The organism is Candidatus Shikimatogenerans silvanidophilus, assembly GCF_018200315.1.
Lineage (GTDB): Bacteria > Bacteroidota > Bacteroidia > Flavobacteriales > Blattabacteriaceae > Shikimatogenerans_A > Shikimatogenerans_A silvanidophilus.
Genome location: NZ_JADFUB010000004.1, coordinates 18,699 through 31,911 on the forward strand (window position 1 = coordinate 18,699; position 13,213 = coordinate 31,911).

Annotated in this window: 12 protein-coding genes; 9 read left to right on the top strand and 3 right to left on the bottom strand. The window is 16.6% G+C overall.

Annotation, left to right across the window (positions count from 1 at the left end; genetic code table 11):
• Positions 1-20: 20 nt before the first annotated feature.
• The 9 genes from rplQ to recA all read left to right on the top strand — a co-directional run bounded on the left by rplQ (position 21) and on the right by recA (position 9,414).
• The gene (gene rplQ, locus KHQ18_RS00965; RefSeq protein WP_212113284.1) at positions 21-413 is read left to right on the top strand and encodes a 50S ribosomal protein L17; all 393 of its coding nucleotides are present in this window, start codon (positions 21-23) and stop codon (positions 411-413) included.
• A gap of 161 nt (positions 414-574) precedes the next feature.
• Complete coding sequence (gene eno, locus KHQ18_RS00970) at positions 575-1,843, top strand: phosphopyruvate hydratase (protein ID WP_212113285.1); 1,269 nt, start codon at positions 575-577, stop codon at positions 1,841-1,843.
• A gap of 88 nt (positions 1,844-1,931) precedes the next feature.
• Positions 1,932-4,103 (top strand): valine--tRNA ligase, encoded by a 2,172-nt coding sequence (locus KHQ18_RS00975; protein WP_241864362.1) that lies wholly within the window; start codon positions 1,932-1,934, stop codon positions 4,101-4,103.
• A 145-nt stretch (positions 4,104-4,248) separates the two neighbouring features.
• Positions 4,249-4,593: a hypothetical protein gene (locus KHQ18_RS01695; RefSeq protein ID WP_241864363.1), complete on the top strand. Its 345-nt coding sequence runs from the start codon at positions 4,249-4,251 to the stop codon at positions 4,591-4,593.
• Between the two features lies 1 nt (position 4,594).
• Positions 4,595-5,368 carry an insulinase family protein gene (locus KHQ18_RS00980; protein ID WP_212113286.1) on the top strand — a complete coding sequence of 258 codons (774 nt, stop codon included), beginning with the start codon at positions 4,595-4,597 and terminating at the stop codon, positions 5,366-5,368.
• A gap of 1,008 nt (positions 5,369-6,376) precedes the next feature.
• Complete coding sequence (locus KHQ18_RS00985; RefSeq protein WP_212113287.1) at positions 6,377-6,697, top strand: iron-sulfur cluster assembly protein; 321 nt, start codon at positions 6,377-6,379, stop codon at positions 6,695-6,697.
• Between the two features lie 80 nt (positions 6,698-6,777).
• On the top strand, positions 6,778-7,740 hold the full coding sequence (locus KHQ18_RS00990; RefSeq protein ID WP_212113288.1) for an SPFH domain-containing protein: 963 nt from the start codon (positions 6,778-6,780) through the stop codon (positions 7,738-7,740).
• Between the two features lie 171 nt (positions 7,741-7,911).
• The gene (locus KHQ18_RS00995) at positions 7,912-8,244 is read left to right on the top strand and encodes a DUF3127 domain-containing protein (RefSeq protein WP_212113289.1); all 333 of its coding nucleotides are present in this window, start codon (positions 7,912-7,914) and stop codon (positions 8,242-8,244) included.
• 108 nt (positions 8,245-8,352) lie between these two features.
• Positions 8,353-9,414, top strand: coding sequence for a recombinase RecA (gene recA, locus KHQ18_RS01000; protein ID WP_212113290.1), 1,062 nt, complete (start codon positions 8,353-8,355; stop codon positions 9,412-9,414).
• A gap of 246 nt (positions 9,415-9,660) precedes the next feature.
• Here the strand turns inward: recA and KHQ18_RS01005 are convergent, their stop codons facing one another.
• From KHQ18_RS01005 to rpsO, 3 genes are all read right to left on the bottom strand, one after another.
• A complete protein-coding gene (locus tag KHQ18_RS01005; RefSeq protein WP_212113291.1) occupies positions 9,661-10,527 on the bottom strand; it encodes a sigma-70 family RNA polymerase sigma factor in 867 nt (288 codons plus the stop codon).
• Positions 10,528-10,616: 89 nt separating this feature from the next.
• Positions 10,617-12,773 carry a polyribonucleotide nucleotidyltransferase gene (locus tag KHQ18_RS01010; RefSeq protein ID WP_212113292.1) on the bottom strand — a complete coding sequence of 719 codons (2,157 nt, stop codon included), beginning with the start codon at positions 12,771-12,773 and terminating at the stop codon, positions 10,617-10,619.
• Positions 12,774-12,835: 62 nt separating this feature from the next.
• Positions 12,836-13,213, bottom strand: a 378-nt coding sequence (gene rpsO / locus KHQ18_RS01760; protein ID WP_213016785.1) for a 30S ribosomal protein S15, incomplete at its 5' end; no start/stop codon positions are given.

A 13,213-nucleotide genomic window follows, 5' to 3' on the forward strand; every position in this document is an offset into this window, starting at 1 on the left:
AATAAATAATTAATTTATTTATGAAACATTGTAATAAAAATAATCATTTAGGAAGAATTTCTTCTCATAGAAAATCTATGTTAATGAATATGAGTAATTCTCTTATAATTAAAAAACAAATTATTACTACTTTGTCAAAAGCAAAATCATTAAAAAAATATATTGAACCTATTATTACTAAATCAAAAAATAATAATATTCAATCTAAACGTATGGTTTTTAGATATTTAAAAAATAAAAAAACTGTATCTATTTTATTTAAAAAAAATTTTGATATTTTAAGAAAAAGAATGGGTGGATATACAAGAATTATAAAAATATCTCCAAGATTAGGAGATTATTCTAAAATGGCTTTAATAGAATTAATTGGTTTTAATAAAATAAATAACAATAATAATAATAATAATAAATAATAATTAAATAAATAATAATTAAATAATAAATAAATAATAAATAATTAAATAATAAATAAATAATATTTATTATTAATAATTAATAATAAAATAAATAAAATAAATAATAATAATAAAATAATATAATAATAAAATAAAAAATAATATAATAATAAAATAATATGAGTATAATAAGAGATATTAAATCTAGACAAATATTAGATTCAAGAGGTGTACCTACTATAGAAGTAGATATTATTACTAATAACGGAATATTAGGTAGAGCATCTGTTCCTTCTGGAGCATCAACAGGATCATATGAAGCTATAGAATTGAGAGATGGAGATAAAAAAGAATATTTAGGAAAAGGAGTATTAAAATGCATTTCATATATTAATGATATTATATCAGAAGAACTTATAGGAATTTCAATATTTGATCAAAATTTAATTGATAAAAGATTAAATATTATTGATGGTACAAAAAATAAAAGTAGAATTGGTGCTAATACAACTTTGGGAATATCTATAGCAGTTGCTAAAGCTGCAGCAAAATATTTAAAAATTCCTTTATATAAATATCTTGGAGGAATAAATGCTAATACTTTACCAATACCAATGGTAAATATTATTAACGGAGGTTCTCATTCAAGTACTCCAATATCTTTTCAAGAGTTTATGATTATTCCTATAAATTTTGAAAAATTTTCATTTGCAATTAGAGCTTGTTCAGAAATTTTTCAATGTTTAAAAAAAATATTAATAAAAAAAAAATTAAGTACTTCTGTAGGAGATGAAGGTGGTTTTTCTCCTAATTTAAGTAATATAAAAGAAATATTAGAATTAATTTTATTTGCTATAGAATATGCTGGATATGAGCCAGGAGTACATATAATGTTAGGATTAGATTGTGCTTCTTCTGAATTTTATAATAAAAAAAAAAGAATATATGATTATAGAAAATTTGAAGAAAATGGTGAACAATTAAATTCTATAGAACAAATTGATTTTTTAATTAATTTAATTAAAAAATATCCTATAATGTCTATAGAAGATGGACTTAGTGAAGATGATTGGGAAGGTTGGAAAATAATTACTGGTAAAATAGGAAATTATATACAATTAGTTGGAGATGATTTATTTGTTACTAATATATCAAAATTAAAAAAAGGAATTTATAAAAATGTAGCTAATTCTATTTTAATTAAACCTAATCAAATTGGTACGTTATCTGAAACTATAGATGTTATAAATTATGCAAAAAAATATATGTATAATACTATTATATCTCATAGATCAGGAGAAACTGAAGATTCTTTTATATCAGATTTATCTGTAGCTTTTAATACAGGACAAATTAAAACTGGATCTTTATCAAGAACTGATAGAATGGTTAAATATAATCAATTATTAAGGATTGAAGAAGAACTAGGAATAAATGCTAATTATTAATTATTAATTTATTAATTATTAATTATTAATTATTAATTATTAATTATTAAAAATATAATAATATAAAAAATAAAATATATTATATTTAATGAAATTTCCTAAAAAAATAGAAAATTTTACAAATATACAGAAAGAAATTTATAATATTTGGTTAAAAAATAATTGTTTTTTTTCAAAAAAAAATAAAAAAAAATCATATACAATTATTATGCCTCCTCCTAATGTAACTGGTGATTTACATATAGGACATATTTTAAATAATTCTATTCAAGATGTTTTAATACGTAGAAATAGAATGAAAGGGTATAATGTTTGTTGGGTTCCTGGTACAGATCATGCTTCAATAGCAACTGAAATTTTAATGATTAAAAAATTAAATAAATTAGGATTAAAAAAAGAAGATATTGGAAGAAAAAAATTTTTAATTTTTGTTAAAAAAAATGTAATTAATAATAAAAAAAAAATAATTAATCAATTAAAAAGTATTGGTTGTTCTTGCGATTGGAGTAAAATTAAATTCTCCATGGATTCAGATATGAATAAAAATGTAATAAAATTTTTTTTAAAATTATATGAAAAGGGATTAATTTATAGATCTTATGATATTATTAATTGGGATGTAGTAGCAAAAACTACTATTTCTGATGAAGAAATTTATTATAAAGAAATTAATGGTAAACTTTATTATATAAAATATAAAACAGAAAAAAATAATTTTATTTTTGTTGCAACAACAAGACCAGAAACTATATTTGGTGATTCAGCTATTGGAATTAATCCAAATGATAAAAGATATTATCATTTACATAATGATAGAGCTATTATTCCAATTATAAATAAAAGTATACCTATTATTTTAGATTCTTCAATAGATATTAATTTTGGAACAGGTTGTATGAAAATAACTCCTGCACACGATTATAAAGATAAAATAATTGGAAAAAAACATAATTTAGATTTTATTAATATTCTAAATTTAGATGGTACTTTAAATGAAAATGCTGGAAAATATAAAGGTTTATATATAATTAAATCAAGGGAAAAAATTGTTTTAGAATTATATAAAAAAAAATCTATTCTAAAAATAGAAAATTATAAATATTCTGTAGGATTTTCTTCTAGAACTAATTCTATTGTTGAACCTATTTTATCATTACAATGGTTTATAAAAATGAAAAAAATATCTATTTCTGCATTTAAATATGTTGTTAATGGAAAAATTAAATTTTATCCTAAAAAAATTGAAAATACATATTTTAATTGGTTAAAAAATATTAAAGATTGGAATATTTCAAGACAATTATGGTGGGGGCATCAAATTCCAGTATATTATTATACATTTTATAAAAATAAAAAATTAATTACTAAATTTGTAGTAGCAGAAAATTATAAAAAAGCAATTAATAAAATAAAAAAAAAAAATATTAAACCAGAAAAAATTGTACAAGATTATGATGTTTTAGATACTTGGTTTTCTTCTTGTATATGGCCAATTTCTGTTTTTGATGGAATAAAAAATAAAAATAATAATGATTTTAGATATTATTATCCTACAAAAGATTTAGTTACAGGACCTGATATTTTATTTTTTTGGGTAACAAGAATGATAATATTTGGTTTATTATTTACTAATAAAAAACCATTTTATAATGTTTATTTTACTGGAATAGTAAGAGATAAATATAGAAAAAAAATGTCAAAATCTTTAGGTAATTATCCAAATACTGAAAAATTGATAAAAAAATATGGTTCAGATAGTATTAGATTTTTTGTTTTGTTTAATTCTATAAAAGGAAAGGATTTTATTTTTGATGAAAAAAAATGTATTCAAGGAAGAAATTTTATAAATAAAATATGGAATTCTTTTTTATTAATAAAAAGTTTTAAAAAAAAAAAATATTATAAAATTAATAAATATGAAAAGATTTCTTTTTTTTGGATAAAAAATAAATTTTATCAATTATTACAATGTATTGAAGAAGATTTTTTAAAATTTAGAATTTCTGATTCTTTACTTAAAATATATAATTTTTTTTGGAAAAATTTTTGTTCTTATTATTTAGAAATAATTAAAACAAAAGATAAAATTATTTCTTATTATTCTTTTGATAATAATATTAAATTATTTAAAAAAATATTGCAAATTATACATCCTTATCTACCATTTGTTACAGAAAAAATTTGGCAATTATTACATGATAATAATGAAAAAAAATTATTAATTTTATCAAATTATCCTAAAAAAAAAAAATTAATATAGAAATAATAAAAAAATTTGATAAAACAATTTATATTATTAAAAAAATACGATTTGTTATTAATAATGAAAAAATTATAAAAAATGATTTTTTTCTTTTTTTAGAAAAAAAAAAAATAAATATTTATTTATAGAAATAATAAAAAAAATGTTAAATATTAAAATAAATATTTGTAATTCTATACCTATTAAATGCAATAATTATTTTTTTAATATTGAAAACGAAAAATTTTTTTATTATTATAAAAAAGAAAAAGAAAATTATGAAAAATATAATAAAGAAAAAAAATATAAATATAATAATAGTAAATTAAAAAAAAAACTTATTTATAAAATAAATTTTCTTAAAAAAATTAAAGAAAATTTATCTAATAAAAATTTTATATTAAAAGCTCCTATTATGATTGTAAATAAAGAAAAAAAAAAAGAGAAAGATACTTTAAAAAAAATAAAAATTTTAAAAGAAAAATTAAATATATATAAAAAAAAATAATATGATTAGATTTTTATTAATTATTATGTTTTCAATTTTTTCTATTTTTTATAAAAAACATTTTAATTACAATAATTACAATTACAATAAACATTATAAAAAAAATTATATAAAAAAAAGTTATATAAAAAAATATATTTTACCAAATGTTTTAAAATTTATTTTATATAATAATAAAAATAATAAAAATAATAAAAATACATTAGTTTCAGTTTATATGATGTATAAGTATAATGTTGGAATAATTCATAAAAAAAAAGGTAAAAATGTTTTTTATAATTTATTTGAACATTTACTTTTTAATTGTAATAAAAATATTAATAAATATAATAATAAATATAATAATAATGTATTAAAAATTAATTCTTATAATAAGAAGAATTATAAGAATAAAAAATATTTTACAACATATTATGAATTATTACCATATAATAAATTAGAAATTGCTTTAATTTTAGAATATGAAAGAATGGGAAATTCTAAAATTAATAATAAATATATTGAAAATCAAAAAAAATTTATAATAAAAGAATATTTTTATTCAAAACAAAAATTTATATTAAATTTTATATATAAATTATTATTATTTAATAAGAATAATAATAAATATAATAAATATTATGTTATAAATTATAATAATGATATTATTAATGATATTATTAAAAAATATTTTATAGATTTTTATAAAAAATATTATGTTCCAAATAATGCTGTATTAAGTATATATGGAAATATTGATTTAAAAAAAAATAATTACTTACTTTATGGATATTAATAAAATAATAAAATGATAACAATAAAATTAATAAAATTAATAAATTAATAAAATTAATAAAATTAATAAAATTAATAAAATTAATAAAATTAATAAAATTACAAAATTAATAAATAATAAATTAATAAAATTAATAAAATTACAAAATTAATAAAATTAATAAAATTAATAAAATTAATAAAATTAATAAATTCATAAAATTAATAAAATTAATAAAATTAATAAAATTAATAAAATTAAGCAATTAAAATATTAAAAATTAAATATTAAAAAATATTAATTTAAATAAAATATTAATTAAATTTTATGTATTATTTACGTGTCATTTAATATGCATTAATATATTTACGTATTATATATTAAAATAAAGGAATTAATTAATAAATTACCTGGTAAAAAATATTTTAAATTAAAATATTTTAAATAAAAATATAAAATATAAAATATAAAAATAAAATAAATAATATAAATAAAAATAAAAAATAAGAAAATTTAAAAATATCAATTAATATGATTATATTATTAATTTATTTTTATATTTATTATATTATTAAATAATTTTAATATAAATATATTAAAAAAGTTTTTTAAAAGAAAATATAAAATTTTAAAGAATATATAATTTTAATTAATGAATAAAAATAAAATAGTATAAAATAAAAAGATAAATAATAAAAATAAATAAAATATTTTTTAAAAATATTATTAATATTATAAAAAAATATCATTAATATTATATAGATGATAATTATATATATGATATATGATATAGATTATTTTAAAATTTAAAAAAGGTATTAAAAATTTAAGGTATTAAAAATTTAAGGTATTAAAAATTTAAAGGTATTAAAAATTTATTAATAAATATTAATATTAATTAATATACATAAATATTAACATAAATATTAATTAATATACATACCAAAAATAAATAAAATTAAATCACAAATTAATTTTATGTATGTATAAAAAAATTGATTAAATTAATTAAATTTAATTATTTTTATTATGAAAAAAAATAAAAAAATATTTTTTGAAAAAAAAATTATTAAAATTTTAAAAACAATTTATGATCCTGAAATTCCTGTAGATATTTATGAGTTAGGATTAATATATGATGTTAAAATAGATATAAAAAATAATGTAGATATCATTATGACATTAACATCACCTAATTGTCCAGTAGCGGAAATGTTAATAGAAGAAGTAAAAAATAAAATTGAAGTAATAGATGGAATAAAAAATGTAAATATACATTTAACTTTTAATCCTATTTGGACAAATAAAATGATGAGTGAAAAAGCTAAATTTGATTTAGGAATGATTTAATATTATTAATGATTTAAATGATTTAATTATTTTATTAATGATTTAATATTTATTATTTATTTAATTTAAAATATGATTTTATGATTTATTATTATTTATTAATTATAATAGCATTTTATTATTTATTATCAAATTTTATTTTTGTTGTTAAACAACAAAATGCTGTAGTAATAGAAAGATTAGGAAAATTTTATAAAATTAAACAAGCAGGTTTAAATTTTAAAATTCCAATAATAGATGAAATTACTGGAAAAATTAATTTAAAAATACAACAATTAGATGTAGTAATTGATACTAAAACTAAAGATAATGTATTTATTAGATTAAAAGTATCTGTTCAATTTAAAGTAATTTCAGATAGAGTTTTTGATGCATTTTATAAATTAGATAATAAAAATATGCAAATAAATTCTTATATTTTTGATGTTGTAAGAGCTAAAGTACCTAAAATGAAATTAGATGATGTATTTGAAAAAAAATATGATATAGCAATTGAAATAAAAGCAGAATTAGAAGAATCTATGAAGAATTATGGTTATTCTATAATTAAAGCATTAGTTACTGATATTCTTCCTGATGAAAAAGTTAAAAATGCTATGAATAGGATAAATACTTCTGAAAGAGAAAAAGTAGCTGCTGAATATGAAGCAGAAGCAAAAAGAATTAAAATAGTTACTAAAGCAAAAGCAGAATCAGAAGCAAAAAAATTACAAGGTAAAGGAATAGCTGATCAAAGAATAGAAATTGCAAAAGGGTTATTAGAATCTGTAGAAATTTTAAAAAATAATGTAGGAATATCTTCTCAAGAGGCATATTCTTTACTTGTTATGACTCAACATTATGAAACTTTACAATATATAGGAGAATCAAATAAAAGTAATTTAATTCTTTTACCAAATTCTCCAGGTATAGCTAAGGATATGTTGATTAATCTTATTTCTTCTATTAGTTCAGCTAATTATATAAATAATGTAAATAATGAAAAAGTAAATAATGAAAAAAATAATACAAAAAATAATTTATATAATAAAAAAAACAATTAATATAATAATGAAAATAATTAAAAAAATAATTTATATAATTAAAAAAATAATTAATTATATTAATAAAAAAATAAAAAATAAAAATATAAATTAACGTTAATTAATTTATTAACGTTAATTTATTATTAACGTTATATTATAATAAACGTTAAAATATAAAATGAATATAAAATGGAAGTATTAGGAACTATAAAAAAAATATTCCCAAAAAAAACATTTGGAAATAATTTTAAAAAAATAGAATTTGTTATAAAAACAAATGATTTATATCCACAAAATTTATTAATAGAATGTATTCAAGAAAAATTAGAATTAATAAATAAATTTAAAGTTGGTGATAATGTTAAAGTTTTTATTAATTTAAGAGGTAGAGAGTGGATAAATCCAGAAGGAGAAGCAAAATATTTTAATTCTATTCAAGCATGGAAAATTGAAAAAATAAATAATAAAAAAAAAAAATCTAAAGAAGATTTAGATGAAGAATTTGATGATCTTCCTTTTTAGTTTAGTATAATAATTTTTTTTTATACTAAATTGTAATAATTTTTTAAATAATTTTTTATTAAATAATTTTTTAATTAAAAATATTAAAAATTATAAAAATTTAAATGTATGAAAAAAAATAAGGAAAATAAGGAAAATAAGGAAAGTAAAGAAAATAATGAAAAAAATGTAAAAAATGAAAGAATAAGAAATATTTTAGAAAGAATGAATAAGATTTATGGAAAAGGAACAATTATGAGAATGGGAGATATAATAAATTTTGATAAAATAGAAGTAATTCCAAGTGGATCTATTAAATTAGATATTGCATTAGGTGTAGGAGGATATCCAAAAGGAAGAATAGTTGAAATATATGGTAAAGAATCTTCTGGTAAAACTACTTTAGCTTTACATGCAATATCCCAAATACATAAAATTGGAGGTGTAGCAGCTTTTATTGATGCTGAACATTCTTTTGATAGTTTTTATGCAGAAAAATTAAAAGTTAATGTAGAAGATTTAATTATTTCTCAACCAGATAATGGAGAACAAGCTTTAGAAATATCTGATAATTTAATTAGATCAGGAATTATTGATATTATCGTTATTGATTCAGTAGCTGCTTTAACTCCTAAAAGTGAAATAGAAGGAAAAATTGGAGAAAATAAAATTGGATTACATGCTAGATTAATGTCACAATCATTAAGAAAATTAATTTCTAGTATTGGAAAAAATAAATGCTTGGTAATTTTTATTAATCAAATAAGGGAAAAAATTGGAGTTTTTTTTGGAAATCCTGAAGTTACTACTGGTGGAAATGCTTTAAAGTTTTATTCTACTATAAGAATTGAAATTAAAAAAGGTCCTATTATTAAATATAAGGATAAAATTATAGGAAATCGTACAAAAGTAAAAATTGTAAAAAATAAAGTTTCTACACCTTTTAAAATTGTTGAATTTGATATAATTTATGGAAAAGGAATATCAAGAATTAATGAAATAATAGAATTATCTATAGATTTAGGAATTATTAAAAAAAATGGTAATTGGTTTATTTATAATAATAATAATATAGGACAAGGAAAGGAATCTATAAAATCTTTTTTTAAAAAAGAAGAAAAAATATTAAATAATATAGAAAAAAAAATTTTAAATTTAAAAAATAAAGAAATAATTAAAAAATATAAATAAATAAATTTAAAAAAATATATAAATATATAAATAAAAATATAAATATATTATTATTTTATTATATATAAATATATTATTTATTATAATATAAATATATATATATTTATATATTTTATTTTATATATAATATATTTTATATATTTAATTAATTAATTAAAAATAAATGATTAATTAAATATATATATTAATTAATATAATAAATTAAATAAATTTAATAAATATTAATTTATTTAATAAATAAGTTAATTAATTTAATAAATAAGGAATTAAAATAGATTTTCTAAAAGAATTTTTTAATCTTTTTAAAGCTGTTCCTTCTATTTGTCTAACTCTTTCTCTTGTTAAACCACATTCTTTACCTACTTCTTCTAATGTCATAGGAGAACATCCATCTAATCCATAATGAAATCTAATAACAAGTCGTTCTCTTTCATTAAGAGTTTCTAAAGCTCTATTAATATCTTTTTTAAAAGATTCTTTTTCTAAATCTTCATCTGGTTTTGGAGAATCTTCATATTTAATAATATCATATAAATTAGAATCTTCACCATCTAATAATGGTGCATCCATAGAAATATGTCTTACTGAATTTTTCATAGCTTCTTCTATTTCTTTAAAATTAATTTTTAATAATTTTGATATTTCTTTTATAGAAGGTGTTCTTTGTAATTTTTGTTCTAATTTAGATTGAGCTTTATTAATTTTAGTACATAAAGCTATTTTATTTGTTGGATTTCTAACAATTCTTGATTGTTCTGCTATAGCTTGTAAAATAGATTGTCTTATCCACCAAACACAATATGAAATACATTTAAAACCTTTTGTTTCATCAAATCTACAAATTCCTTTAATTAATCCTAAATTTCCTTCATTAATTAAATCACATAAACTTAATCCTTGATTTTGATATTGTTTTGCAACAGATACAACAAATCGTAAATTAGACTTTACAAGAATATCTATTGCTTTTTGATCACCATTTTTTGCTTTTTTAGCATATTTAACTTCATCTTCTGTACTTAATAGATCAATTTTACTAATTTCATGTAAGTATTTATCTAAAGATTCTGATTCTCTATTTGTAACTTTTTTATTTATTTTTAACTGTCTCATAAAAAAAATAATTTAAATATATAAAAAATAATTTAAATAATTATTATTTAAATTAAATATTTAAAAAATATTAAAAAATAAATTTATATTTATTTTTTTAAATTTAAAATAATTTTTCTAGAAAATTTTATTTTTCCATTTTTTGAATCAATATGTATTAATTTTACTTTAATTTTATCACCTATTTTTAAAACATCTTGTATTTTTTTAATTCTTTTATTATCTATTTCAGAAATATGAATAAACCCTTCTATTCCTTTAGATATTTCTAAAAAAGCTCCATAATCTTTTATACATTTTACTTCTGCATTATAAATTTCTCCAATTTTTGGAATAAATGTTATTTTTTTAATTTTTTCTATTGCTTTTTTAATTTTTTTTTCATCTTTACCTATAATTTCTATAATACCTTTATTATTTTTTTCTTCTATATTTATAGAAGTATTTGTTGAAGATTGAATTTCTTGTATATTTTTTCCACCTTGACCAATAACAAGACCTATAAAATTTTTAGGAATTTTTATAATAAAAATTTTAGGTGCGTTAGGTTTAATTTTTTTTCTATACTTAGGAAGTATTTTTAACATTTTTTCTAAAATAAATAATCTTTCTTTATTAGATTGTTTTAAAATTTCATTTAAAATATCATAATTAATTCCTTCTACTTTAACATCCATTTGACACGCAGTAATTCCATTTTTAGTACCAGAAATTTTAAAATCCATATCTCCAAAACGATCTTCTTCTCCTGTTATATCTGATAAAATAACATATTTTTTATTATCAATTATAATTCCCATTGATATTCCAGAAACTGGATTTTTAATATTAATTCCTGCATCCATTAAAGCTAATGTACTAGCACAAACTGTAGCCATAGAAGAAGATCCATTTGATTCTAATACATCAGAAACTATTCTAATTGTATATGGATTATTATCTGGAATAATATTTTTTAAAGAACGTTTTGCTAAATTTCCATGTCCTATTTCTCTTCTAGAAACACTCATTATTTTTTTTACTTCTCCAGTAGAAAAAGGATTAAAATTATAATGTAAATAAAATTTTTCTTGTTTTTCAATAATAGCATTATCAATTTTATTAACATCAATAGATGATCCTAATGTAACAGTACTTAAAGCTTGTGTTTCTCCTCTAGTAAAAAGAGCAGATCCATGAACACCAGGTAAAAAATCTACTTCACTTTCTATTTTTCTAATTTGATTATTTTTACGTCCATCTAAACGAATATTTTCATTAATAATCATTTTTCTTAAAATGATTTTTTTAATTTTATTGAAATAATAATTAATTATATTTTCATTTTTAGATAAAAAATCTTCAGAAAAAAAATTTTTAATTTTTTCTAATATTTTTTTACATTCATAATAACGATCTTTTTTTGATTTAAAATTTTTAAATATATAATAAATTTTTTTTTCAAATGAAAAAATTTTTTTTTTAATTATTTTTTTTTCATTTACTTTTTCTTTTTTTTTTATAAAAATTTCATTAATTTTTTTTCTATTATATTTAGATAAAGAAAATGAATAATTATTAAATAAATTATTTTGTGCTTTAATTTGATTTTTTATATTTTTATGTGCTATTTTTATAGCATTTATAAAATCATCTTCATGTATTTCCTTCATTTCTCCTTCTATCATAATAATAGATTTTTTATTAGCTCCTATAATTAAATCCATTTCTGATTTTTTAATATCTTCTATACCAGGATTAATAATAAAATTATTTTTTATTTTTATTATTCTAATTGATGATACAGGTCCATTAAATGGTATACCAGATATAGTTAAAGCTGTAGAAGCGGCAAGACATGCTAAGCTATCAGGTAAAACATTTTTATCATAAGATAAAAGAAAAATCATTATTTGTATTTCTTGATAAAAATTTTTAGGAAATAAAGGTCTTAAAACTCTATCAACTAATCTCATTGTTAATATTTCTTCATCAGATGGTCTTCCTTCTCTTTTTATAAATCCACCAGGAATTTTTCCTACAGAATAATATTTTTCTCTATAATCTACTGTTAATGGTAAAAAATCGTAATTATAATTAATTTCTTTTATTTCTTTTTCTATAACAACTGTAGCTAATAACATAGTATCTCCCATTCTAACAATTACAGAACCATCTGCTTGTTTTGCTAATTTACCAGTTTCTATAGAAATTTTTCTTCCATCATCAAATTTTATATATTCTTTATATTCTTTTTTTATATTCATATATTCTTTTTTATATTCATTATTTTTATTATTTTATTGTTTTATATGTTTTATAAATATTTTTATTTTTTTATTTTTAATACTTTTAAAATTTTTTTATATAATATTTTATTATTTTTTTTTATATATAATAGTAATTTTTTTCTTTTTACTACAATTTTAATTAAAGATCTTTCAGAATTAAAATCTTTTTTATTTTTTTTTAAATGATTACTTATATTATGTATTCTTTTTGTAAAAAAAAATATTTGAAATAATGTAGATCCAGTATTTTTTTCTTTAATATTTTCTACATTATATATATCATTATTAAATTTTTTATTATCTATATTATTAGATATATCTATATTAGATAATTTAGATTTATCTATATTAGATTTATCTTTATCTATATTAGATTTTTTATTATCTATATTATTAGATATATCTATATTAGATAA

Excerpts from the sequence above, each read along its gene's own strand:
- rplQ (WP_212113284.1), top strand. The coding sequence starts at position 21 with ATGAAACATTGTAATAAAAATAATCATTTAGGAAGAATTTCTTCTCAT.
- eno (WP_212113285.1), top strand. The coding sequence starts at position 575 with ATGAGTATAATAAGAGATATTAAATCTAGACAAATATTAGATTCAAGA.
- KHQ18_RS00975 (WP_241864362.1), top strand. The coding sequence starts at position 1,932 with ATGAAATTTCCTAAAAAAATAGAAAATTTTACAAATATACAGAAAGAA.
- KHQ18_RS01695 (WP_241864363.1), top strand. The coding sequence starts at position 4,249 with ATGTTAAATATTAAAATAAATATTTGTAATTCTATACCTATTAAATGC.
- KHQ18_RS00980 (WP_212113286.1), top strand. The coding sequence starts at position 4,595 with ATGATTAGATTTTTATTAATTATTATGTTTTCAATTTTTTCTATTTTT.
- KHQ18_RS00985 (WP_212113287.1), top strand. The coding sequence starts at position 6,377 with ATGAAAAAAAATAAAAAAATATTTTTTGAAAAAAAAATTATTAAAATT.
- KHQ18_RS00990 (WP_212113288.1), top strand. The coding sequence starts at position 6,778 with ATGATTTATTATTATTTATTAATTATAATAGCATTTTATTATTTATTA.
- KHQ18_RS00995 (WP_212113289.1), top strand. The coding sequence starts at position 7,912 with ATGGAAGTATTAGGAACTATAAAAAAAATATTCCCAAAAAAAACATTT.
- recA (WP_212113290.1), top strand. The coding sequence starts at position 8,353 with ATGAAAAAAAATAAGGAAAATAAGGAAAATAAGGAAAGTAAAGAAAAT.
- KHQ18_RS01005 (WP_212113291.1), bottom strand. The coding sequence starts at position 10,527 with ATGAGACAGTTAAAAATAAATAAAAAAGTTACAAATAGAGAATCAGAA.
- KHQ18_RS01010 (WP_212113292.1), bottom strand. The coding sequence starts at position 12,773 with ATGAATATAAAAAAAGAATATAAAGAATATATAAAATTTGATGATGGA.